At 70.4% G+C, this 23,449-nt stretch carries 23 protein-coding genes; 11 read left to right on the top strand and 12 right to left on the bottom strand.

Annotated elements, in window-relative coordinates:
• Window positions 1-49 precede the first annotated feature (49 nt).
• The 4 genes from RM812_RS07035 (at window position 50) to RM812_RS07050 (ending at window position 3,074) form a co-directional block, all read left to right on the top strand.
• Window positions 50-1,024, top strand: coding sequence for a ribose-phosphate diphosphokinase (locus RM812_RS07035; protein WP_061444301.1), 975 nt, complete (start codon window positions 50-52; stop codon window positions 1,022-1,024).
• A gap of 188 nt (window positions 1,025-1,212) precedes the next feature.
• Window positions 1,213-1,809, top strand: coding sequence for a 50S ribosomal protein L25/general stress protein Ctc (locus RM812_RS07040; RefSeq protein ID WP_311571525.1), 597 nt, complete (start codon window positions 1,213-1,215; stop codon window positions 1,807-1,809).
• 103 nt (window positions 1,810-1,912) lie between these two features.
• Complete coding sequence (gene pth / locus RM812_RS07045) at window positions 1,913-2,509, top strand: aminoacyl-tRNA hydrolase (protein WP_311571526.1); 597 nt, start codon at window positions 1,913-1,915, stop codon at window positions 2,507-2,509.
• A 52-nt stretch (window positions 2,510-2,561) separates the two neighbouring features.
• On the top strand, window positions 2,562-3,074 hold the full coding sequence (locus tag RM812_RS07050) for a hypothetical protein (RefSeq protein WP_311571527.1): 513 nt from the start codon (window positions 2,562-2,564) through the stop codon (window positions 3,072-3,074).
• A gap of 145 nt (window positions 3,075-3,219) precedes the next feature.
• On the opposite strand, the gene ppc is transcribed toward RM812_RS07050, so the two are convergent.
• The gene (ppc, locus tag RM812_RS07055) at window positions 3,220-5,955 is read right to left on the bottom strand and encodes a phosphoenolpyruvate carboxylase (RefSeq protein ID WP_311571528.1); all 2,736 of its coding nucleotides are present in this window, start codon (window positions 5,953-5,955) and stop codon (window positions 3,220-3,222) included.
• Between the two features lie 290 nt (window positions 5,956-6,245).
• On the opposite strand from ppc, the gene RM812_RS07060 reads away from it, so the two are divergent.
• The 3 genes from RM812_RS07060 to RM812_RS07070 all read left to right on the top strand — a co-directional run bounded on the left by RM812_RS07060 (window position 6,246) and on the right by RM812_RS07070 (window position 8,246).
• Entirely contained in the window at window positions 6,246-7,256 is a 1,011-nt protein-coding gene (locus RM812_RS07060; RefSeq protein WP_311571529.1) for an acyl-CoA desaturase, read from the top strand.
• Window positions 7,253-7,927: a TetR/AcrR family transcriptional regulator gene (locus RM812_RS07065; RefSeq protein WP_311571530.1), complete on the top strand. Its 675-nt coding sequence runs from the start codon at window positions 7,253-7,255 to the stop codon at window positions 7,925-7,927. Before RM812_RS07060 ends, RM812_RS07065 begins: the two co-directional genes overlap by 4 nt.
• Before the next feature lie 67 nt (window positions 7,928-7,994).
• Window positions 7,995-8,246, top strand: a complete 252-nt coding sequence (locus RM812_RS07070) for a type II toxin-antitoxin system prevent-host-death family antitoxin (protein WP_311571531.1) — start codon at window positions 7,995-7,997, stop codon at window positions 8,244-8,246.
• A 45-nt stretch (window positions 8,247-8,291) separates the two neighbouring features.
• Here the strand turns inward: RM812_RS07070 and RM812_RS07075 are convergent, their stop codons facing one another.
• Both RM812_RS07075 and RM812_RS07080 read right to left on the bottom strand, forming a co-directional pair.
• Entirely contained in the window at window positions 8,292-8,654 is a 363-nt protein-coding gene (locus RM812_RS07075; protein WP_311571532.1) for a VOC family protein, read from the bottom strand.
• 3 nt (window positions 8,655-8,657) lie between these two features.
• Window positions 8,658-9,485 carry a trans-aconitate 2-methyltransferase gene (locus tag RM812_RS07080; protein ID WP_311571533.1) on the bottom strand — a complete coding sequence of 276 codons (828 nt, stop codon included), beginning with the start codon at window positions 9,483-9,485 and terminating at the stop codon, window positions 8,658-8,660.
• 119 nt (window positions 9,486-9,604) lie between these two features.
• On the opposite strand from RM812_RS07080, the gene tamR reads away from it, so the two are divergent.
• Window positions 9,605-10,102: a MarR family transcriptional regulator TamR gene (gene tamR / locus RM812_RS07085; protein ID WP_311571534.1), complete on the top strand. Its 498-nt coding sequence runs from the start codon at window positions 9,605-9,607 to the stop codon at window positions 10,100-10,102.
• Here tamR and RM812_RS07090 read toward each other — a convergent pair.
• Entirely contained in the window at window positions 10,061-10,828 is a 768-nt protein-coding gene (locus tag RM812_RS07090) for a response regulator transcription factor (RefSeq protein ID WP_311571535.1), read from the bottom strand. The two genes, tamR and RM812_RS07090, sit on opposite strands and share 42 nt — an antisense overlap.
• Before the next feature lie 307 nt (window positions 10,829-11,135).
• Between RM812_RS07090 and RM812_RS07095 the strand changes: the two genes are divergently transcribed.
• Entirely contained in the window at window positions 11,136-11,591 is a 456-nt protein-coding gene (locus RM812_RS07095) for a GNAT family N-acetyltransferase (protein WP_311571536.1), read from the top strand.
• Between the two features lie 31 nt (window positions 11,592-11,622).
• Here RM812_RS07095 and RM812_RS07100 read toward each other — a convergent pair whose 3' ends face one another.
• The 6 genes from RM812_RS07100 to galT form a co-directional block, all read right to left on the bottom strand.
• Window positions 11,623-12,222, bottom strand: coding sequence for a Uma2 family endonuclease (locus tag RM812_RS07100; protein ID WP_311571537.1), 600 nt, complete (start codon window positions 12,220-12,222; stop codon window positions 11,623-11,625).
• Between the two features lie 120 nt (window positions 12,223-12,342).
• Entirely contained in the window at window positions 12,343-13,440 is a 1,098-nt protein-coding gene (locus tag RM812_RS07105) for a hypothetical protein (RefSeq protein WP_311571538.1), read from the bottom strand.
• Window positions 13,441-13,732: 292 nt separating this feature from the next.
• Entirely contained in the window at window positions 13,733-14,641 is a 909-nt protein-coding gene (locus RM812_RS07110) for an alpha/beta fold hydrolase (protein ID WP_311571539.1), read from the bottom strand.
• A gap of 217 nt (window positions 14,642-14,858) precedes the next feature.
• Complete coding sequence (gene galK, locus RM812_RS07115) at window positions 14,859-16,022, bottom strand: galactokinase (protein WP_311571540.1); 1,164 nt, start codon at window positions 16,020-16,022, stop codon at window positions 14,859-14,861.
• 23 nt (window positions 16,023-16,045) lie between these two features.
• Entirely contained in the window at window positions 16,046-17,014 is a 969-nt protein-coding gene (gene galE, locus RM812_RS07120) for a UDP-glucose 4-epimerase GalE (protein ID WP_311571541.1), read from the bottom strand.
• Complete coding sequence (gene galT / locus RM812_RS07125; protein WP_311571542.1) at window positions 17,011-18,072, bottom strand: galactose-1-phosphate uridylyltransferase; 1,062 nt, start codon at window positions 18,070-18,072, stop codon at window positions 17,011-17,013. The genes galE and galT overlap by 4 nt, the downstream gene beginning before the upstream one ends.
• 177 nt (window positions 18,073-18,249) lie before the next feature.
• Here galT and RM812_RS07130 point away from each other — a divergent pair, with 177 nt between their 5' ends.
• A complete protein-coding gene (locus RM812_RS07130) occupies window positions 18,250-19,929 on the top strand; it encodes a sodium:solute symporter family protein (protein WP_311571543.1) in 1,680 nt (559 codons plus the stop codon).
• 21 nt (window positions 19,930-19,950) lie between these two features.
• Window positions 19,951-20,253 carry a hypothetical protein gene (locus RM812_RS07135; RefSeq protein WP_311571544.1) on the top strand — a complete coding sequence of 101 codons (303 nt, stop codon included), beginning with the start codon at window positions 19,951-19,953 and terminating at the stop codon, window positions 20,251-20,253.
• 410 nt (window positions 20,254-20,663) lie between these two features.
• On the opposite strand, the gene RM812_RS07140 is transcribed toward RM812_RS07135, so the two are convergent.
• Complete coding sequence (locus RM812_RS07140; RefSeq protein ID WP_311571545.1) at window positions 20,664-21,344, bottom strand: helix-turn-helix transcriptional regulator; 681 nt, start codon at window positions 21,342-21,344, stop codon at window positions 20,664-20,666.
• A gap of 185 nt (window positions 21,345-21,529) precedes the next feature.
• The gene (locus RM812_RS07145) at window positions 21,530-23,422 is read right to left on the bottom strand and encodes an outer membrane protein assembly factor BamB family protein (RefSeq protein ID WP_311571546.1); all 1,893 of its coding nucleotides are present in this window, start codon (window positions 23,420-23,422) and stop codon (window positions 21,530-21,532) included.
• Window positions 23,423-23,449: the final 27 nt, after the last annotated feature.

A 23,449-nucleotide genomic window follows, 5' to 3' on the forward strand; every position in this document is an offset into this window, starting at 1 on the left:
GGGAGAGCGTCGTGACGCTCAGCTGCGAAACCTCTGAGGAGAAAGTGCTGTGACCGGGATCAAGACGACCGGCGAGAAGAAGATGATGTTCTTCTCCGGCCGCGCCCACCCCGAGCTTGCCGAGGAGGTCGCCCAGCAGCTGGGTGTCGGGGTCGTCCCGACGAAGGCCTTCGACTTCGCGAACGGCGAGATCTACGTGCGGTATCAGGAGTCGGCGCGCGGTGCGGACTGCTTCCTGATCCAGAGCCACACGGCTCCGATCAACAAGTGGGTCATGGAGCAGTTGATCATGATCGACGCGTTGAAGCGGGCGTCGGCCCGCTCCATCACGGTCATCGTGCCGTTCTACGGTTACGCGCGGCAGGACAAGAAGCACCGTGGACGTGAACCGATTTCGGCGCGTCTGATCGCGGACCTGATGAAGACGGCGGGTGCGGACCGGATTCTGGCCGTGGATCTGCACACGGATCAGATCCAGGGTTTCTTCGACGGCCCGGTGGACCACCTGTTCGCGCTGCCGCTGCTCGCGGACTACGTGGGTGCGAAGGTGGACCGGTCGAAGCTGACGGTGGTGTCTCCGGACGCGGGCCGGGTGCGGGTGGCGGACCGTTGGTGCGACCGTCTGGGTGCGCCGCTGGCGATCGTGCACAAGCGGCGTGACAAGGACGTGGCGAACCAGGTCACGGTGCACGAGGTCGTGGGTGACGTGAAGGGGCGTATCTGCGTCCTGGTCGACGACATGATCGACACGGGTGGCACGATCTGCGCCGCGGCGGACGCGCTGTTCGCGCACGGTGCGGAGGACGTCATCGTGACGGCGACGCACGGTGTGCTGTCGGGTCCGGCGGCGGACCGGCTGAAGAACTCGAAGGTGAGCGAGTTCGTGTTCACGAACACGCTGCCGACGCCGAACGAGCTGGAGTTGGACAAGATCACGGTGCTGTCGATCGCGCCGACGATCGCGCGTGCGGTGCGTGAGGTGTTCGAGGACGGTTCGGTGACGAGCCTGTTCGACGAGCAGTAACCGTTCTGCACAGATCGTTTTGGGTACGGCCTTCCTCTCCGAGTAGACTGCTGAAGTTGCTCGGCGAGGGAGGCCGTACTCGTCTTTCCGAAGACGTGGGTACGGCGGTCCGTAATCGACGCGCTCTTCGTAGCAGGCCGTTCGTGGCCGGGTGACCACGTCCGTTTCTAGCTATACGAGGAGTGATCATGTCCGAGGTGAAGATCGCCGCCGAGACGCGCACCGAGTTCGGCAAGGGTGCCGCGCGTCGTATCCGTCGTGACAACAAGGTCCCCGGTGTTCTGTACGGGCACGGTTCGGACCCGCTGCACCTGACCCTTCCGGGCCACGAGCTGCTGCTCGCGCTGCGTACCTCCAACGTGCTGATCGCGCTGGACATCGACGGCAAGACCAACGAGCTGGCGATCCCGAAGTCGGTTCAGCGTGACCCGATCAAGGGCTTCCTGGAGCACGTCGACCTGCAGCTGGTGAAGCGCGGCGAGACCGTCTCCGTCGAGATCCCGGTGCAGGCCGAGGGCGAGCTGGCCCCGGGTGGCTACCTGCTGGAGCACGTCCTGGACGCGCTGCCGGTCGAGGCCGAGGCCACGCACATCCCGGAGCAGGTCACCGTGTCGGTGGCGGGTCTGGAGGCCGGTGCCTCGGTCCACGCCAAGGACATCGCGCTGCCGTCCGGTGTGAAGCTGGCCGTCGACGGGGACACCGTCGTGCTGCAGGTCCTGGCCGCGCAGGCCGAGGAGGCCCCCGCCGAGGGTGCGGGCGAGGGCGAAGCGGCCGCCGAGGCCTGATCCTTCCGTACGGTCTGATGTTCGTCGGCCGCTGTTCCCTTGCGGGGCAGCGGCCGACGTGTATGTGTGGGACGGGTATGAAGGAAACGAAGGAGACACGAACGTGACGACGGACGCGGGTGCTCCCTGGCTGGTGGCCGGTCTCGGCAATCCGGGCCCGGAGTACGCCTCGAACCGGCACAACGTGGGTTTCATGGTGGCGGACCTGCTGGCGGAGCGGATGGGTGCGCGGTTCAAGCGGCACGGCAAGGCGCAGGCGCAGGTGGTCGAGGGGCGGATCGGGCCGCCGGGGCCGGCGAACCGCCGGGTGGTGCTGGTGAAGCCGATGTCGTTCATGAACGTGTCGGGTGGACCGGTGACGGCGCTGCGGGACTTCTACAAGGTGCCGGTCGGCAACATCGTGGCGGTCCACGACGAGCTGGACATCGACTACGGCGTGCTGCGGCTGAAGCTGGGCGGTGGGGACAACGGGCACAACGGGCTGAAGTCGATCACGAAGGCGCTGGGTTCGGACTACCACCGGGTGCGGTTCGGGATCGGGCGGCCGCCGGGGCGGATGCCGGTGGCGGATTTCGTGCTGCGGGATTTCTCCTCGGCGGAGCGCAAGGAGCTGGACTACTTCGTGGACCGGGCGGCGGATGCGGTGGAGGCCTTGGTGATCGAGGGGCTGGAGCGGGCGCAGAGCGCGTACAACTCCTGACTTGTCCGTCCTTGCCTCGCGGGTGAGTTGACCGAGCGCACAGATATGGCCAATGATCCCGGCCATGCCTGCCTCAGCCGCCGCCGCTGCCCGTTCCCGTCAGGCCTCGTCCGCCGTGTTGCGGTTCGGCCGGGTCGCCGCGATGGGCGGGGTCGCGGTGGTGATCCTGATCGCCGGTGTCTGGGCGTCCTGGGGTACGGCGCAGCACGTGCTGCTGACCAAGGGGCGTGAGCAGGGCACGGTCGAGGTGACGCGGTGCGGCGGCGGGTCGTGCAGTGGGCCGTACGCGCCGGTGTCGGCGGGGTCGCAGGCGCGGGACCGGGTGGTGCTGGAGGACTCGGTCGCGGTGGCGGCGGGGCGGACGTACAGCGTGGTGCTGAAGCCGGGCAGCGACGACGCGGTGCGTTCCGGTCCCGCCGGGGTGCTGTACGCGTGGGTGCCGTTGGGTGGGGCGCTGCTGTTGGCGTCGGTGGTGGTGGCGGGGGGTCTGCGGCGGGTGCGGGCGGCGTGGGTGATGGCGGGGGCGGGGATGGCTCTGCTGACGGCGGCGTTCTTGGTGGTGTGAGTCCGGTGTGAGTCGGGTGTGAGTCCGCGTACGACGTGACGGTGCCCCCGTGCTCTGGGTCGAGCACGGGGGCACTGTCGTGCGGGTGCGCGGCGTCGGTGCGGGCCGGGGTGGGGGTCCGCACTGCCCGGCGCCGCGGCCGGTGTCAGCCGGTGTTGCGGAGGCCGGCGGCCACGCCGTTGACGGTGAGGAGCAGGGCTCGGGCGAGCAGCGGGTCGGCCTCTTCGCCGGCGGCGGCGGCTTCGCGTTGGCGGCCGAGGAGGGCGACCTGGAGGTAGGAGATGGGGTCGAGGTAGGCGTCGCGGATGGCGAAGGTCTGCTTGAGGACGGGGTCGGCGTCGAGCAGTTCGTTCTCGCCGGTGACGCGCAGGACCTCGGCGACGGTGAGCTCGTGCTCGGCCTTGATGGCGTCGAAGACGTGCTTCAGCTCGTCCGGGACGAGGGTGTCGACGTAGTGCTGGGCGATGCGCAGGTCGGTCTTGGCGAGGGTCATCTCGACGTTGGAGATGAAGTTGCGGAAGAAGTGCCACTGCTGGTGCATCTCGTCGAGGACGGTGTCCAGTCCGGCCTCGCGCAGCGCCTTGAGGCCGGAGCCGACGCCGTACCAGCCGGGGACGATCTGCCGGGACTGGGTCCAGCCGAACACCCACGGGATGGCGCGCAGTCCGTCGAGTGAGACGCCCGAGCCGGGGCGGCGGGAGGGCCGCGAGCCCAGGTGCAGGTCGGCGAGCTGGTCGACCGGCGTGGAGGCGAGGAAGTACGTCGGCAGGTCGGGGTCCTCGACCAGCTTGCGGTAGGCCGTGTGGGCCGCGTCGGAGACGACGTCCATGGCGGCGTCCCAGCGGGCGAGGGCCTCGTCGGACTGGCGGGGCGCGGTGTGCAGTGCGGACGCCTGGAGGGTGGCCGCGACGGTCAGCTCCAGGTTCTCCCTGGCCAGGGAGGGGATGAGGTACTTGTCGGAGATGACCTCGCCCTGTTCGGTGACCTTGATCTCGCCTTCGAGGGTGCCCCAGGGCTGGGCGAGGATGGCGTCGTGGGTGGGGCCGCCGCCGCGGCCGACGGTGCCGCCGCGGCCGTGGAAGAGGCGCAGCCGTACCCCGTAGCGGTGGGCGACGTCGCGCAGGCGGCGCTGGGCGCGGTGGATCTCCCACTGCGAGGTGGTGATGCCGCCGAACTTGGAGGAGTCGGAGTAGCCGAGCATGACCTCCTGGACGTCGCCGCGCAGGGCGACCAGGCGCCGGTAGGAGGGGTCGGAGAGGAGGTCTTCCAGGATGGTGTCGGCGGCCTTGAGCTCGTCCGTCGTCTCCAGGAGGGGCACGATGCCGATCTTCGCCCAGCCGGCGTGGAGGTCGATGAGGCCGGCTTCCCGGGCCAGTACCGCCGCGGCGAAGACGTCGTCGGCGCCCTGGCACATGGAGATGATGTAGGACTCGATGACCTCGGGTCCGAAGACCTCCAGGGCGCGCTTGACGGTCTGGAAGACGCCGAGGGTCTTCTCGCCGGCGGCGTCGACGGGGGCCGGGGTGGGGGCGAGCGGACGCCGGGACCGGAGTTCCTTGGCGAGCAGCTTGGTGCGGTACTCGCGGGGCATGTCGGCGTAGCGCCAGGATTCCTCGCCGAGCCGGTCGAAGAGCTGGCCGAGGGCGTGGTGGTGGGCGTCGGCGTGTTCGCGGACGTCCATGGTGGCGAGCTGGAGGCCGAAGGCGGCCAGGGTGCGGATGGTGCGGGCGAGGCGGCCGTCGGCGAAGAGGCTGCCGCGGTGTTCCCTGAGCGAGGCCTGGACGATGCGCAGGTCGTTGATGAGTTCGGCGGTGCCGAGGTAGTCGCGGCCGTCCTCGTGGGGGGTGCCCTTGGCGAGGCGCTGCTTGGTGTTCTCCAGCTTCTGCCGGATGCAGGTGGCCTTGAGCCGGTAGGGCTCTTCGGCGTTGAGGCGCTTGTAGCGGGGGCTGATCTCGGGGAGCAGGTCGAGGTCGGTCCGCAGGGAGGTGAGCAGTTCCTCCGTCGCTCCGGTGTAGCGGATGGAGTTGGAGAGGAATCCGCGGAGTTCGTCGATCATCTCCAGGGCGTCGTTGATGCCGTGTTCGTGCTGGAGGATGAGGATGTCCCAGGTGACCTGGGGGGTGACGTTGGGGTTGCCGTCGCGGTCGCCGCCGATCCAGGTGCCGAAGGTGAGGGGGCGGGTGTCGTCGGGCAGCTTGACGCCGGCGCGTTCCAGTTCGGCGGTGAGGTCTTCGAGGACGTCGCCGACGGCGTTGGCGTGCAGTTCGTCGAGGTAGTAGATGGCGTTGCGGGCCTCGTCGGCGGGCTCGGGGCGCACGACGCGGAGTTCGTCGGTCTGCCAGACGAGGTCGATGTTCTCGGCGAGGCGGGTGTCGAGGCGGCGCCGGTCGGATTCGATGACCGGGGTGTCGAGGAGGGCCGCGATGCGGCGCAGCTTGTTGAGGACGGAGCGGCGGGCGGCCTCGGTGGGGTGGGCGGTGAAGACGGGCCGGACGTTGAGGTTGCGGACGGTGTCGCGCAGGTGCTCGGGGTCGGCGTCCTTGAGGCGGTCGGCGGTGCGGGCGAGCAGTCCGCCTTCGGCGGCGCGCCGGGCGCGCAGTTCGCGGCCGCGGTGGACCTGCTCGGTGACGTTGGCGAGGTGGAAGTAGGTGGAGAAGGCGCGGACCAGCTTGGCGGCGGTCTGCAGTTCGGTGCCGCGCAGCAGTTCCGCCGCGGCCTCGCCGTCCTCTCGGGTGAGTCGGCGTACCTTCTCGACGAGGTCCAGAAGTTCGGGGCCCTCCTGGCGGACGAGGGTCTCCCCGAGGAGATCACCCAGCCGGCGGATGTCGGCTCGCAGCTCGCTGCTGGTCGTCGTGGTGGTCTGGTCGTCGGCACTGCTCACAGGTGCGGCTCCTTGCAGTGTTGAAGCTCGTCTGGGAGGGAACCCGGACGGCGTCTCGCGCGGCGAGCGCCGCTTACGGGGCCGGACGTCCGGGAAGTATTCAGAGCGGACCGCGCTGTCCGACCGACTTCCAGGATAGGTGTCGGCCAGGACGCGCAGGCTCTCGGGCTCTTGCCGCGGCGCGACGCGCTGTCATACTTACGTCGCCGTAGGTTACGGAACCGTAGGGAACTGTGCGTGTTCCCGTAGCCCGGCACCTGCCACGACCCTCGACCCCACAGAGGACGCGCATGACCACGAGTTCCGATGTGATCCCAGACGCTCCGAAGGGCCCTGACGACGACGCCGGGGCCTCCGCCACGCTGGGCGGTGAGCAGAAACGCTCGATCGAGCAGATCACCCTGCTGCTGTTCATCACGGTTCCGTTCCTCGCGCTGTTGGCGGCGGTGCCGCTGGCGTGGGGGTGGGGCGTGAGCTGGCTGGATCTGGGCCTGCTGGTGTTCTTCTACTTCCTGGGCTGCCACGGCATCACCATCGGGTTCCACCGTCATTTCACGCACGGTTCCTTCAAGGCGAAGCGGCCCCTGAAGATCGCGTTGGCGATCGCGGGCTCGATGGCGGTCGAGGGGCCGCTGGTCCGCTGGGTCGCCGACCACCGCAAGCACCACAAGTTCTCCGACGCCGAGGGCGACCCCCACTCGCCGTGGCGCTACGGGGAGACGGTTCCCGCCCTGGTCAAGGGCCTGTGGTGGGCCCATATCGCCTGGATGTTCGACGAGGAGCAGACGCCGCAGGACAAGTACGCGCCGGACCTGATCAAGGACCCGGCACTGCGTGCGATCTCCCGTCAGTTCGTCCTGTGGACGGTGGTGTCGCTGGCCCTTCCGGCGCTGATCGGCGGGCTGGTCACGATGTCCTGGTGGGGCGCGTTCACCGGGTTCTTCTGGGGGTCACTCGTCCGGGTGGCGTTGCTGCACCACGTGACGTGGTCGATCAACTCGATCTGTCACGCGGTCGGCAAGCGCCCGTTCAAGTCGCGGGACCGTTCGGGCAACGTGTGGTGGCTGGCGGTCCTGTCCTGCGGTGAGTCCTGGCACAACCTGCACCACGCCGATCCGACGTCCGCGCGGCACGGGGTGATGCGCGGGCAGCTCGACTCGAGCGCTCGTCTGATCCGCTGGTTCGAGCGGTTCGGGTGGGCGTACGACGTGCGGTGGCCGTCACGCTCGCGTATCGATTCCCGCCGCAACGCGGACGAAGGCGGCGCCCGGCGCCGGAGGGAAACCGTCGAGGCGGCATGATGGTCGCTGTGGCGACCGACTCCAGCACTCCCAGCAATGAGAAGCCGCGGCGCGCGCGCCGTACCCGGATGACCGGCGCCGAGCGTCGCCAGCAGTTGCTGGAGATCGGTCGCACCCTCTTCGCGGCGAAGGGTTTCGAGGGGACGTCGGTGGAGGAGATCGCGGCGAAGGCCGGGGTCTCGAAGCCGGTGGTGTACGAGCACTTCGGCGGCAAGGAGGGGCTGTACGCGGTGGTGGTGGACCGGGAGATGCGGCGGTTGCTGGACATGGTGACCAGCTCCCTGACCGCCGGCCATCCGCGTGAGCTGTGCGAGCAGGCCGCGTTCGCACTCCTGGACTACATCGAGGAGTACACGGACGGCTTCCGCATCCTGGTGCGTGACTCCCCCATCCCGCAGTCGACGGGTTCCTTCGCCTCGCTGATCTCCGACATCGCCACCCAGGTGGAGGACATCCTGGGCCGCGAGTTCAAGAACCGCGGCTTCGACGCCAAGCTGGCCCCGCTGTACGCGCAGGCGCTGGTCGGGATGGTGGCGCTGACCGGCCAGTGGTGGCTGGACGTGCGTCGCCCGAAGAAGGCGGAGGTGGCGGCGCACCTGGTGAACCTGGCGTGGCACGGGCTGGACGGCCTGGAGCCGAAGCCGCGGCTGATCGGGCACCGGAAGAGTTGACCGGGCACTGGAGCATCGGGCACCGGTGGAGCTGAGAACACGGCCCGCCGTGTGTCATCGTGCGGGCGTGACCGAGATGACGATCAGTGAGTCCGCGTCCCGGCTGGAGGAGCTGGTCCGCCGAGTGGCCGACAGCCGCGAGCTCATCGCGCTCACCGACGAGGGCCGCGTGACCGCGCTCCTCGTCGCTCCCCAGGTGATCGAGGACCTGGAGGACTCCGTGGCCGTCGCCGGCTACCGGCGCCGGAAGGCCGAGGGAACCCTCACCGAGGGCATCCCACACGCGGAGGTCGGTCGCATCCTGGGCCTGCGTCCGTAAGCCGGCCGGGGCGTCAGCCGGCCGGGGCGTCAGCCGGCCGGGGCGTCAGCCGACCGGCTCCAGGAACTCCAGGCGGTTGCCGACGGGGTCCTCGGAGTAGAAGCGCGTGTGGCCCGGCAGGGCGTCGTCCCAGGTGACCGGGGCGCCGCGCGCGGCCAGCCGGGCGGCGTACGCCTCGATGCCGGTCGTCCTGAGCCCCGGATGGGCCTTTTCCGCCGGTCGGAAGTCCGCCTCGATGCCCAGGTGGAGCTGGACGGTGCCGGCCCGGAACCAGCACCCGCCGCGCGCCGCGAGGGCCGGCGGCTTGGGGATCTCGGTCATGCCGAGGACGTCCACGTAGTACGCCCTCAGGTCGTCCTCGGAGCCGGGCGGGGCGGCGAGCTGGACGTGGTCGACTGCGACGAGCACGGCTTACGCCTCCTTGGTGGCGACGGCGAATACCCGGCGGAAGGGGAACGGGGTGCCGTGGGGGCCGGGCGGGTAGGCCTCGCGCAGGGCGGTCCGGTACTCCTCTACGAACGCGTCCCGGGCCTCCGGGTCGTCGTCGAGGGCGGTGAGTACGGGCCGCAGTCCCGTCCCCTTCACCCAGTCCAGGACGGGGTCCTCCCCGGTCAGCAGGTGGACGTACGTCGTCTCCCAGACGTCCGTCGTGCAGCCGAGGCCGGTCAGGTGGGCGAGGTAGGCCTCGGGGGTGAGGACGGCGTCGTCGTGGCGCAGGGTGCCGGCGAGGCGGTCCCGCCGGCGCGGGGAGTGGGCGAGGTCGCGCATCAGGCGGTGGCTGGGGGCGTCGAAGTTGCCGGGGACCTGGAAGGCGAGGGTGCCGCCGGGGGTGAGGTGGGCGATCCAGTCGGCGAAGCGGTCGACGTGGCCGGGGACCCACTGGAGGGTGGCGTTGCTGACGATCAGGTCGTACGGCTCGGCGGGGGTCCAGGTGCGGGCGTCGGCGTGGGCGAAGTCGATGTGGCCGCCGCCGGGGGTGGGGCCGGCGTGTTCCCGGGCCCGTTCCAGCATCTGGGGGGAGTTGTCGAGGCCGGTGATGCGGGCGGTGGGCCAGCGGCCGGCGAGCAGGGCGGTGACGTTGCCGGGGCCGCAGCCGAGGTCGGCGATGCGGGGTGGCCGGGCGGGCGGCCCCGCGGGGAGGTCGGGGACGCGGGCGAGGAGGTCGGTGAAGGGGCGGGCGCGGTGGCCGGCGTGGCGCAGGTACTGGGCGGGGTCCCAGGTGGGGGCGGTGGCGGACATGGTGCCTCCGGGGGTGGCCGTACGGGACGGATACCCCAGCGTCACCCGCACACTCTCTCGACGTCAAGACAGTCGACATCAAGAGACTTCACGTCGACACAACCACTACACTGATCGTCATGGAGGACGAGGTCGATCGGCTGGTCGCAGCGTGGCGCCGGGAGCGCCCGGACCTCGACGTGGAACCGCTCGAGGTGCTGAGCCGGGTCAGCAGACTCGCCCGGCACCTGGACCGCGCCCGGCGGCTGGCCTTCTCCGAACATCACCTCGAGCCCTGGGAGTTCGACGTCCTGACGGCACTGCGCCGCGCGGGCTCCCCGTACCAGCTCTCGCCGGGACAGCTCCTCACCCAGACCCTGGTCACCTCGGGCACGATGACCAACCGCATCGACCGCCTGGCGAAGAAGGGCCTGGTGGAACGCCTGCCCGACCCGAGCGACCGGCGCGGCGTGCTGGTGCGACTCACGGACGAGGGCCGGGACCGCGCCGACCAGTCGCTGGCGGGCCTGCTGGAGCAGGAGCGCGCCATCCTGGGCGAACTCTCCCGCGCCCAGCGCAGCGAACTGGCGGCGCTGCTACGCCAGTTGACCGCCCCGTTCGACAACATTCCCGGTTAGGTCGACCGGCCCCACACCTGCCCGCCGGGCGAGCGCCACGGCGGCGAGGGTGGAGTGGACGCCCAGCTTGCCCAGGACGTTCTGCATGTGGGTGCGCACGGTGTGCGGGGACAGGTACAGCCGCTCGGCGACGGCCTTGCGCCCCAGCCCGGCGACCATGCAGCGCAGCACCTCCCGCTCCCTCGGGGTCAGCGACTCCACCAGCGTCTCGCTGTCGGTGCGGTGCTTGCGGGCGGCGGTCAGCTCGCGCAGCACGCCGGTGAGCAGGGCGGGCGGCAGATGCGTCTCGTCGCGCAGGACGCCGCGGATGACGCTGAGCAGCCGGGACAGGGAGCAGTCCTTGGCCACCCACCCGGAGGCGCCGGCCCCCAGCGCGAGAGCCGCCCGGCGGGGGTCGTCCTTCTCGGCGAGGACGACGATCCGTACGCCCGGCTGTCCCGTCCGCACCCCGGTGACCAGCGAGATCCCGTCCACCAGTCCGTCCTCGTTGCCGTCCCGTACGGGCACGGCCGGGCGGGCGCCGGGCACGTGACCGCCCAGGTCGGCGTCGACCAGCAGCACGTCGAACCGCCGCCCCTCGGACGCGGCCCGCTCCAGGCAGCGCAGCGCGGCCGGGCCGCTGCCGGCCGCGGAGACGTCGACGTCGGGCTCGGCGGCCAGCGCGGCGGCCAGCGACTCGGCGAAGATGCGATGGTCGTCGACGACCAGGACTCGGATACGAACCACGAAACCCCCTCCCCCAAGCTCCTCGAGGAGCAGGGGATACCTCGTCTACCCGTCGTCGGGAGGTCGACACCGGCACGGGTACGACGCCGCCCGAAGCCCCGTATCCAGCAGTGCGCTCGGTACTCCGGGGACGGGTCGCCGCAGTCGCACGGCCGCCGCCGCGCAGTATGCGCTCCCCCGCCCCGGGCGCCGTACCCGGCTGTCTCGCCCCCTGAACGGCACCGGCCCCCACCGGTGCTGCCCATCAGAGTACGGGCGGGCGCCGGGAGCGGAAGGCTATTTGCAGAACTGACCGCCCGGCCCGTTTATGGTGAGCCGCATGTTTCGTCTTGTGACAGAAGTAGACAAGGCGCGGCGCGATCTGCTGCGCACCCGCCTGCGGGAGACGAACACGGCGGCCTCCTCCGTCCTGCGCTCGCTGCGCGGAACCCCTCACGAACGCGAATTCCCCCTGCACGTGTGGGCCCTGGACGAGACCGGCGCGCTGGGGGGCGGCCTCGTCGGCCACACCTGGGCGACCTGGCTGCACGTGACGTACCTGTGGGTCGACGACGGGTGCCGCGCCTCGGGCCTGGGCTCCGCCCTCCTCGACGAGGCGGAACGCACGGCCCGCACCGAACGCGGCTGCGCCGCCGCCCGCGTGGAGACCTGGGACTTCCAGGCCCCGGGCTTCTACACGAAGCGCGGCTACGAGGTGATGTGCGTGATCCCCGACTATCCACCGGGGATCACGGAGTACACGCTGGTGAAGCGGCTGGGCTGAGACGACCGGGCGACTGCCGGGCCGGTCGCCGTCACTCGGGCTCCAGCCCCATGTCCTTCGCGCTGTAGCGGGGCAGGCCGGTCGTCTCGACGGTCCAGGTGCCGAGCTCGGTGACGAGGGTGACCGGCTTGCCGTACGGGAGGTGCAGACGGTTCTCGTAGGCGGGGCGGCCCTCGGTCCGGCCGATGCCCCACTGGTAGGTCCAGGTGCCGTCGCGCGGGTCGAGGATCAGGTAGTGGGGGATGCCCATGGCGGGGTAGTCACGGGTCTTGTCGCGGTAGTCGTTGTCGGGGTTGGACGGGGAGACGATCTCGATCGCCAGCGTGATCTCGCGGGGGTCGAGGGGCGCGTCGGTCTCCATGGCGTCGTAGGCGCAGACATGCAGGTCGGGAACGCGCAGTTTGCCCAGCCCCTCGTCGTCGGTGTCGGTCGCCTCGAACACGCCCAAGCCGTCCGGCAGCTGCGGGACGATCCGGTCTCGTACCCGCGTCGCCGTCAGCTGATGGCGCGGGCGCGGACTCATCATCATGACGATCTTCCCGTCACTGATCTCGGGCCAGGCGAGGCCGGGCGGGGGTGTGAAGTGGTCACGCATGTCGCGCAGCCGCCGGTACAGGGTCTGCTGAGTCATGGGTCCTCCCGGCCTCCAGTATGAAGGCGACAGCCTTCCGCTGCGGGCGCCAGTCCTCTCACTCACCGGAACCGGCCGAGATGTCCGCCGCGGCCCCGACGGCGACCTCGGCCCACACCGTCAGCCCCCCCACCCGTCCCCCGTGTCCCACCGGGCGGCCAACGCATCGGTGATCAACAGGCCACGCCCGTTCTCCTGATCCACCCCAGGCGCCCTGGGCACCACAGCCGCACCGCCTTCACCCCGCCCTCGTCGCTCACGCCGACCGTGACCGCGTCGCCCGGGCAGCACCGACACAATGAACCAGCAGTACGCCCCATCGGTAGGTTGAGGACGTGGCAGCGCGGATCTTCCACATCGACGACTCGGGTGCGGAAAGCACCGGATACATCGTCTACGGCTGGGTCGACGTTGGGCTTGGGTGCGTGAGCCGATGAACCAGGGGTCTTCGACGATGTGCCTGGTGGCCAGCTTCAGCTTGCGGTGCGCTCGCTGGTAAGCAGCGTCGGTGCCGTCACCGTCCATGACGATGATGCCCTGGTCGCCGACGTCCGCCAGCTGGTAGTCAAGGAGCTGCAGCAGGCTCTCGTAGACCGCAGCCCGCTCGGCGTAATAGGCCCGGCCTGTCCTGCTCGTATGCCGCCATACAGCGCCGGCCCGAGTGCCGGGCATGACCTCAACAGTGGCGAGGGCGTCCTGAATGACACGTCCTCGCAGTCGCTTCTGCCGGTTCCAAGCAGGGTGTATCGACGGGCTGCCCAGCCAGCCCGTACAGGCTGCCGACCTCGTCGCCAGGGCCAGGGTCTGCCAGCATTGCTGTGACATTGGCCTGACCAGGTACTGCTCCAAGAGTTCCGGGCCATGTTCCCGGGCTTGCTCGATCTCCTGGCCGAGACTGTCTACGTCAGCCTCGTAGTGAGTGTTCCACCTGCTGTTCATGGAGAAATCGATCCGGGTCTGGGCCTGGGCCCGCTGTGACGCGAGCTGCCGTAGCTGGCCCAGGTGGATGTTCACGAGCCGATCGGCGACCCCAGCGGCCGGATCACCGGAGAGGGAATCGGGGACGCGGTGTCCCGGGCAGCCACCCGCGCTGGCCCGTCCGCCATCGGCGGGCTGCTGCCCCACCTCCCGCCCCGCTGGAGCGGGCACGGCCTGCGCCGCGGCTTCGCCACCGCTGCCGAGCAGGCCGGCGAGGACCTCGTCGATACCGGCCGCCATGGCGGCTGGACCGACGGCTCCAAGTCCCTGACTGGCTACTTCGTCCAGGCCGGGATCTGGGACAGACCAATCCGCTGTACGGCATCGGCCTATAGCCGAACACCATTGCCGGCCACCGTGCGACCAGCACTGAGAACACTGGGCCGCTGCGGGCGGTCAGCCTGCAGCGGCCCGGGCTGTCGCGGAGATTCACAGGGCCCGGAGGTCGATCCGGTGACCAGAAGGCGGAACGGCAGAGGCCCTGGGCCGTGGCGGGGGATGCCACGGCCCAGGGCCGGTCTGCGGGGCGTTGCTACCGGACGTGCGCGGCGCGTGCGGTGACCTTCTGGATGGTCTTGAGGGCGAGGTCGGGGCGGTCGGTGTGGATGTAGTGGCCGCTGCCCCTGGCGGTGGTGAGGTGGCTGTTGCGGGAGATCCTGAGCCACTCGTGCTGGCCCTTGGCCCACATCCGCTCCAGGGCGGGGCCGTACTCGGGGACCTCGGCGTACTGGGACTCGTGCTTGAGGATCTCGACGGGGATCCGGCCGGCGGAGCGGACCGGGCCGTCGGCGATGACGAACTGCTCCGGGTTCTGCCCCTCGTTGGCGGCGATCGCCCCGTCGTGCAGCTGGGCTGCCATGCCGGTGGCATCGGCGGGGATGGTCCGGTTCATGTCGCGGGTGAGGTGGGGGATGGTGGCGTCGAGGAGGACCAGGCCCCTGACGCGGTCGGTGTGGTCGGGGGCGTAGCGGGCAGCGATGTAGCCGCCCAGGGAGTGACCGGCCAGGACGACGGGGCGCGCGCCCGCGAGGCGGTCGAGGACCTTGGTGAGCAGGGCGCCGCTGTCGTTGATGGTCTGCGGGCCTGCGTCGGGCTTGTCGCTCCTGCCTTCACCGAGGCGGTCGTAGGAGCAGACGCGGGAGGTCTTGCTGAGGGCCTTCTGGAGGGGGGCCATGTTGTCCAGGCCTTCGCCGCCGCCGGCCATCAGCATCACGAGGGGCTCGTCTGCTTCGGCGCGGCCGGAGCAGGAGACGTTGACCGCGCGGCCGTCCACGCGGATCCTCTTCGTGCCCGTGAAGGAGGCTCCCTCGGACACCGCAGCGACCATGTCCTTGGTGTCGGAGTCGGCCTCGGCGTACTCCTCGTTGAGGACAAGTCCCGCGCCGGCCACGGTGCAGACGATGGCGAGGGCAGCGGTCGTCTTGGCGAGGGCGCGGAACATGAGGGGCCTCCAGCAGGCGAGGGTGAGCTACGGGTACGAGTTCTCGAGGGTCTTTCCCGGCCGGCCGGTCGGTCGTTCCCGGCGACTGATGAGAACTCTATGGACGCGGCGGTCCCGCATCTTCACCCTGCGGTGGGCACCTGCACGTAGCTCGCCAGGGGGACAACAGTCGATGATCCAGGCCCCTGGTCGGCGAACCCCCGGTCCGCTCCGCCCGTCACCTCACCCGCCGCGCCCCCGCCGAGGGCACCGCCTCGAACACCCGGGGCGCCGTGAAGCCCGCCGCCGCGAAGGCCTCCTCCACCGCCTTGGTGATGGGGTCGACGTCGGCCTCCTCGGCCAGGACGATCGCCGAGCCGCCGAAGCCGCCGCCGGTCATGCGGGCGCCCAGGGCGCCGGAGGCGAGGGCCGTGTCGACGACCAGGTCCAGCTCCGGGCAGGAGATGCGGAAGTCGTCGCGCAGGGAGGCGTGGCCCTCGACCAGGACGGGGCCGATGGCGCGGGTGTCACCGGACTCCAGGAGGGACACGACGCGTTCGACGCGCTCGTCCTCCGTGACGACGTGCCGGACCAGGCGGCGGACCTCCTCGTCGTCGGCCAGCCGCTCCAGCGCCGCGTCCAGTTCCGCGTACGCCACGTCCCGCAGCGCGTCCACGCCCAGCAGCGCGGCGCCCTTCTCGCAGCCCGCCCGGCGCTTGCCGTACTCGCCCTCGCTGTGGGAGTGCTTGACCTGCGTGTCGACGACGAGCAGGCGCATGCCCTCGGCGGCGAGGTCGAAGGGGATCTGCCGCTGGGAGAGGTCGCGGGTGTCGAGGAACAGGGCGTGGCCGGCCTCGCAGCAGGCGGAGGCCGTCTGGTCCATGATGCCGACCGGTGCGCCGACGTACACGTTCTCCGCGCGCTGGCACAGGCGGGCCAGCTGCCAGCCGCGCAGGCCGAGGGAGTACAGGTCGTTCAGGGCGAGGGCGACGACGACCTCCAGGGCCGCCGAGGAGGACAGACCCGCGCCCGACGGGACCGTGGAGGCCAGGTGGATGTCGGCGCCGGTCACCTCGTGGCCGGCCTCGCGCAGCGCCCAGACCACGCCCGAGGGGTACGCCGTCCAGGACCTGTCCGACTCGGGGGTCAGGTCCGCGACGCGCAGCTCGACGGGGTCGGTGCCGATGTCCGCCGAGTGCAGGCGCAGCACGCCGTCGTCGCGCCGGGCGACCGCCGCGACGGCGGTGTGCGGCAGGGCGAACGGCATGACGAAGCCGTCGTTGTAGTCGGTGTGTTCACCGATGAGGTTCACCCGGCCCGGCGCCGCCCACACCCCCTGCGGGTCCACCCCGTACAGCTCCCGGAACCGCTCGCCGACCGCTCCTGCGACAGCCTCGTCCATGCCCTGTCCCCTCGCCCTTCCGTTCAGTCCTGGTCCGCGCGCCGCTGCGCGAACTCCCACGCGTCCGCGACGATCCCCGCGAGGTCCGCGCGGGACGGGTTCCAGCCCAGTTTCTCCCGCGCCGTGCCGGCCGACGCCACCAGGACCGCCGGGTCGCCGCCCCGGCGGGGGGCCACGACCTCGGGGATCGGATGGCCCGTCACCCGGCGGACGGTCTCGACGACCTCGCGCACGGAGAAGCCGTTGCCGTTGCCCAGGTTGCAGATGAGGTGCTCGCCGGGGACGGCCGCGTCCAGGGCCAGCAGGTGGGCCTCGGCCAGGTCGGCGACGTGGATGTAGTCGCGGACGCAGGTGCCGTCCGGCGTCGGGTAGTCGTCGCCGAAGACGGAGATGGCCTCCCGCCTGCCCTGCGCCACCTGGAGGACCAGCGGGATGAGGTGCGACTCGGGGTCGTGGCGCTCGCCGTACGCACCGTACGCGCCCGCGACGTTGAAGTACCGCAGCGAGACCGCGCCCAGTCCGTGGGCCGCCGCCTCACCGGTGATCATGTGATCGACGGCGAGCTTCGAGGCGCCGTACGGGTTCGTGGGCCTCGTCGGCGCAGACTCGACGATCGGGACCTGCTCCGGCTCGCCGTACGTGGCGGCCGTGGAGGAGAAGACGAGGCGCCGCACGCCCGCCGTCCGCATGGCCTCCAGCAGGGCCATGGTCCCGCCGACGTTGTTGTCCCAGTACTTCTCGGGCTTCACGACCGACTCGCCGACCTGCGAGAACGCGGCGAAGTGCAGGACACCGTCGTACGAGGAGTCCAGCCATTTGGCGGCGTCACGGATGTCGCCCTCGATGAAGGAGGCGTCCGCCGGCACCCCTTCCCGGAAACCCGTGGAGAGGTTGTCGAGGACGACGACCTCGTGGCCGGCCTCGACCAGATGCTGGGCGACCACGCTGCCGACGTACCCCGCACCGCCCGTCACCAGGTACTTCCCGCTCATGAACTCGCTACCTCTCGCAGTCGCTCGGCCGCGCGCTCCGGCGGCACGTCGTTGATGAACACGTTCATGCCGGACTCGGAACCCGCGAGGAACTTCAGCTTGCCGGACGTACGGCGGATGGTGAAAAGCTCGAGGTGCAGCGCGAAGTCGTCCCGCGTCACACCCTCGAAGTCCTCCAGCTGCCCGAACGGCGCCTGGTGCCAGGCGGCGATGTAGGGCGTCGGAGGCTCGCCCTCCCCGAAGATCCGGTCGAACCGCCTCAACAGTTCCAGATAGACCTGGGGGAACTCTGTGCGCGCCGCCTCGTCGAGCCCGAGCAGGTCGGCCACCCGCCGCTTCGGATACAGGTGCACCTCGTAGGGCCAGTGCGCCGCGTACGGCACGAAGGCCACCCAGTGTTCGCCCTCGAGGACGACCCGGTCACCGGCCAGTTCCTCCGCCAGGACGGCGTCGAAGAGGTTCTCCCCGCCGGTGGCGTCCTTGTGCGCGGCGAGGGAACGGAGCATCAGCGCGGTGCGGGGGGTGGTGAAGGGGTAGGCGTAGATCTGCCCGTGCGGGTGACCGAGCGTCACGCCGATCTCGGCGCCCCGGTTCTCGAAGCAGAACACCTGTTCAACGGAGGGCAGATGCGAGAGCTCCGACGTGCGGTCCGTCCAGGCGTCGAGCACGAGGCGGGCCTGCTCCTCGCTCAGGTCGGCGAAGGAGGCGTTGTGGTCGGAGGTGAAGCAGACGACCTCGCAGCGGCCGGAGTCGCCGGCCAGCGAGGGGAAACGGTTCTCGAAGACCACCACGTCGTACGACGAGTCCGGGATCTCGCTCAGCCGCTCGCCCTGCGACGGGCACAGGGGGCACTCGTCGGCCGGCGGGTGGTAGGTGCGGCCCTGGCGGTGCGAGGCGATGGCGACCGAGTCGCCGAGCAACGGGTCCCGGCGGACCTCGGAGGTGGTGACGGTCCGCTCCAGCGGTCGGCGGTCCACGGCGTCCCGCACCGTGTCGTCGCGCAGGTCGTAGTAGACGAGCTCACGACCGTCGGCCAGCCGGGTCGAGGTCTTCTTCACTGTCGTACTCCTCTACACCCACACCCAATCACTCAACACAATCAAACATAACACATCACAACCCACCAGCATGGCGATCATCACAATCAAACAAAGAACATCACCGGAAGTGTTCAATTACTGAACGCGGAGGCGTAGGTTCCGCTCGGATCAGTTCGCGCAACGAAGCGAGTTCGTATGCATACCCCCACATATCTGGCCGCGGAGCTTCGGCTCCCGACCAACTGGCTCGACTACTCGATCCTCGGGATCTACTTCGTCGTCGTGCTCGGCATCGGCTTCGCCGCCCGCCGCTCGGTCAAGACCAGCCTGGACTTCTTCCTGTCCGGCCGCTCACTGCCCGCCTGGGTCACCGGTCTGGCCTTCGTCGCGGCCAACCTGGGCGCCACCGAGATCCTCGGCATGGCCGCCAACAGCGCCCAGTACGGCGTCTACACGACCCACTGGTACTGGATCGGCGCCATCCCGGCGATGGTCTTCCTGGGCCTGGTGATGATGCCGTTCTACTACGGCTCGAAGGTCCGCTCGGTCCCCGAGTTCCTCCTCCTCCGCTTCGACAAAGCGGCACACATGCTCAGTTCGATCCTGTTCGCCTTCGCCGCCATCCTGATCGCCGGGGTGAACCTCTACGCCCTCGCGATCGTCGTCGAGGCGCTCCTGGGCTGGCCGGAGTGGGTGGCCATCGTGGTGGCCGGCTTCTTCGTCCTGGCGTACATCACCCTGGGCGGCCTGTCCTCGGCGATCTACAACGAGGTCCTCCAGTTCTTCGTGATCCTGGCCGGCCTCATCCCGATCACCATCCTGGGCCTGAAGAAGGTCGGCGGCTGGGACGGCCTGTCCGACTCCCTCTCCCAGTCCCACGGCGCCGACTTCATGACCTCATGGGGCGGCACGGGCATCGGCAGCGCGAACCCCCTGGGCGCCAACTGGCTGACCATCGTCCTCGGCCTCGGCTTCGTGCTCTCCTTCGGCTACTGGACGACGAACTTCGCCGAGGTGCAGCGCGCCCTGTCGGCGAAGAACCTCTCGGCGGCCCAGCGCACCCCCCTCATCGCCGCCTTCCCGAAGATCTTCATCGTCTTCGTGGTGATGATCCCGGGCCTGGTCGCCGCGGTCCTCGTCCCGAAGATCGGCACCCCCGGCTCGGACCTCCAGTACAACGACGCCATCCCGTACCTGATGCAGCAGTTGCTGCCCAACGGCGTCCTCGGCATCGCGGTGACCGGCCTCCTGGCCGCCTTCATGGCGGGCATGGCGGCGAACGTCTCGTCGTTCAACACGGTCTTCACCACCGACATCTGGGCGAAGTACGTCGTGAAGGACCGGGAGGACGCCTACTACGTCCGCTTCGGCCGCCTGATCACGGTGATCGGCGTCCTGGCCTCGATCGGCACGGCGTTCCTCGCCTCCTCCTTCTCCAACATCATGAGCTACCTCCAGACGCTCTTCTCCTTCTTCAACGTGCCGATGTTCGTGGTCTTCATCATCGGCATGTTCTGGAAGCGCGCGTCGATGAAGTCCGGCTTCTGGGGTCTGATCGCGGGCACCACCGCGGCGATGGTGAACTACTTCGTCATCTACAAGCAGGGCATCATCGACATCCCCTCCGACCAGGGCGCCAACTTCGTCTCCGCGATCGCGGGCTTCGTGGCCGGCGCGGTCGTCATGGTCGCCGTGTCCCTGTTCACCAGCCCGAAGCCGGCCGCCGAGCTCCAGGGCCTGGTCTACGGCACCACCTCCCCCGGCATGACCGAGGCGCCCGCCAAGGGCGACGACGCGTGGTACCGCAGGCCGGCGCTGCTCGGCTGGGGCGCGGTCGTGCTGGCCGCCGCCTGCTACATCCCGTTCTCGTTCTGACCGCGAGAGGATTGAGAGAGCATGTCTGATTCCTACTCCGACAGGAACGTCCAGGACGAGGTCTCCGAGCTGGAGACCAAGTCCGTCACCGCCGCACGGCTGTTCGACATCCGGCGGATCATCGGCGGGCTGTTCGTGGTCTACGGCGTCATCGTGACGATCGCGGGCTTCGTGGCGTCCGACGACGACATCGACAAGGCGCAGGGGGTGAACATCAACCTGTGGACCGGGCTGGGGATGCTGGTGCTGGGGCTGTTCTTCCTGGCCTGGCTGAAGCTGAGGCCTACGGCGCCGGCCTCCACGGAGGAGTCTGCGCAGGAGTGACGCCGGTGCCGTGACGGGCATGGGCCTGGCACCCGGCGTGGGTGCGGGGCGCTGCGCGGCCGGGCGTGGGCCTGGCACCCGGCGTGGGTGCGGGGCGGGGGTGGGGTGCGCGGCCCGGCATTACGGGGTGCCGCTGCGCCCACCCGTGCCGCCCCAGCGGCACGACTGCCCGCAGCTCGGCGGAACCCGGCTGCCCGCAGCTACGCGGCACGGGCTGTCCGCAGCTGGGCAGCTACGGCGGGAAAGCCGCGTACGGCGGGAAGGGGGCGGGTCGGGGGGTGTCCGCCCACAGTGGTTGGCGCGTCCACGCCGTCACTTCCGTGGCCGACCGATTCCGCGCCGTTCCGAGGACGGACACCCCCCCCCCCCCCCCCCCCCCGACCCACCACCGCACAGACGGCGCACCCCGCTCAACCGCCGGAGGCCCCCGTCCCCGCCCGGTCCAGCAGCCCCGTCCGGGCCGCCAGCGCCGCCGCCTCGAGCCGCGAGCCCACGCCCAGTTTCATCAGCACCCGCTGCACATGCGTACGAGCCGTGGACGGTGCGATTCCCATCCCGGCCGCGATCAGACGGGTGTCCTCGCCGTCGGCGACCCGCACCAGGACCTCGACCTCCCGCGGGGTCAGCATCCGCAACAGCCGCTGCCCCTCGTCGTCGGGCTGAGCCGCCGGGTTCAGCAGCTCACCGAACGCCCCCTGCAACAGCGCCGGCGCCACCGCCGCCTCCCCGGCCCGCGCCTTCATGATCGCCCGCTCGACACCCTCTATGCGCTCGTCGTGCCGGACATACCCCGAGGCCCCCGCCGCGAACGCCGCGGCGATACCGCGAGGGCTCGGCACCGGGCCCAGCACCAGCACCGCCACCTGCGGACGCTCCCGCTTGATCCGCACCACCGGGTCGAAGATCCCCGGCTCGGCCGGCGCCGCCGTCCCCAGCAGGCACACCTCCGGCGCGCGGCTGATCACCAGCTCCGCCGCGCCCGCGGCCGGCGCCGCCGCGGCGAGCACCCGGTGCCCCCGCAGCTTCAGTGCCGAGGCCAACGCCTCGGCGAGCAAACGGTGGTCGTCGACCACCATGAGCCGTACTCCCATCGAGCAACCCCCCAGTCACCCCAGTTCCCCGGAAGCTACACGCTCGTGCGGCCTCGCGCTGCCCCTACCGGCGAGAACTGCCCCGGATCGCCGAAATCCCTCGCAATACGGCCCCGCCCCTGAAAAGGGACGGGGCCGTGAGGGCCGAGGGCCACAGGAAGGCACCGACGGAACGACGAACGGTCTCAGCCGCCGGTACCGAACGCGATCACCAGGTACTCCTTGTCGTCCGCGCTGGACGGCTCGCTGGCGTACACCTGCGACATGTACAGGCGCCCCTGCGCGTAGAGAAGCTCGGAGTACTCCGGCGACATGCCGGCCTCCACGTCCCGCACCGCCTCGGTCGCCGGGTTCTCCAGCAGCGTGGTCTGCTTGAACGTCCCGCCGTCGATGCTGACGATCTTCCCGCCCTTGTCGTACGGCGGACGCAGGTACGCCAGCACGTTGCCGCCGTCCATGCGCAGCGGCGTGATCGTGTAGTCCTCACCGGCGTCGGCGCGCTGCCCGGTCTGCTTGCCGGTGGCCAGGTCGAAGGCGACGACCTCGTTGGTCTGGCTGTAGCCCTCGCCGCTGCTCTCGTGCTCCTCGGTCGGGATGTAGAGCCGGTCGTTGCCGACCGCGAGGCCCGTGCACTGCTCGATCTTCGTGATGTTGTCGCAGCTGGCGGCGAACTGGTCGCCCGGCGCCGAGATGCGGGCGCGCAGCTTGCCGGTCTTGTTGTCGATGGAGAAGAAGTCCGAGATCCCGCTGCCGTCACCGGCGGACTCGGCGACGTCGGCGGCGACGACCAGCGGGTTCGTCGACACGACGCCCGCGTACTCGATGCCCTTGGCCATCTTGTACTCGGAGAGCACCTTCCCGCTCTTCGGGTCGATGGTCTGGATGTTCAGCCACCGGGCGTCGTACGAGCCGCACCGCCGCACCGCGACCAGCTTCTCGCCGCCGCCGTAGCCCGCGTCGGAGCAGGTGTCGGCCGTCTTCGGGGACCACCGGACGTCGCCGTTGGCCGCGTCGAAGGCGAAGCCGCCGTCGTTGCTGCCGGCGGCGACGGTGTCGCCGCTGATCGTGACGTTGTTGAAGGAGACCGACCGGCCACTGAGCTTGCCGTTCTTCGTCCACAGCGTCTTGCCCGCGTCGAGGTCGATCATCGCGACCTCGGTGCACCCCCGGAAGCGCTCGGTCTTGGTCGGCATGGCGGGCTGGTGGATGACGACCGCCTTGTTGTCGTCGGTGACGTACCGGCCGGCCGCGCACACCGGCCCGGCCAGCTTGACCGTCCACAGCTTGTTGCCCTTGCCGGGTTCGTAGCCGACGATCTCGGCGATGCCGCTCTTGGCGTACACCTTGTCGGTGAGCCACGACCCGGAGACGACGACGCTGTTGTCGTCCTTGCTCACGGCGGGGGCGGGTACCTGGAAGAGCACCTTGGCGGCGGGGTCCGCGGGCGCCTTCTCCTTGGCTTCGGAGGAGGTGCCGCCGGAGCCGCCCTTCTCGTCGGTGCCGCCCTTCTCGTCCGTGCCGCCCTTGCCGCCGGTGCCGCCGCTGGAGCTGGCGGTGTCGTCCTTGCCGCCGTCGTCGTCACCGGCCGAGCCGGCGTACCAGACACCACCGCCGATGATCAACGCGATCGCGACGACGGCCGACACGATGATCGCCAGCTGCGCGTTGATCTTCCGCCCGCCGCCGGACCCGCCCGCCTGGGGCTGCATCGGCACGGTCGCCTGATATCCGTACCCGGGCTGGCCGGGCTGGCCGTACGGCGGCGTCGGCTGACCGTAGGGCCCCGGCTGCTGCCCGGGGTAGCCGTAACCGGGCTGGGGCTGCGGCGGGGCCGCCTGCGGATACCCGTACCCGGGCTGCGGCGGACCCACCGGCGGGGTGGGCGCAGCCGCGGGCCCCTGCGGGTGCGCCTGCGGGGCCTGCGGGACTTGCGGATAGCCGTACCCCGGCTCGGGCGCCCCGCCGAAGTTCGGCGCACCGCCCGACGGCGGGGTCGGCGGCTGCGGCGGAGGGCCCTGCGGAGGGCCGAAGCCCCCTGCCTGCGGGGGCTGGTTCGGCGGCTGCGGTGGCTGTGTCATGGCGTGAGTACCTCGGGAAGCGGAGAC

It is taken from the genome of Streptomyces lancefieldiae, assembly GCF_031845825.1.
Taxonomy (GTDB): Bacteria; Actinomycetota; Actinomycetes; order Streptomycetales; family Streptomycetaceae; genus Streptomyces; species Streptomyces lancefieldiae.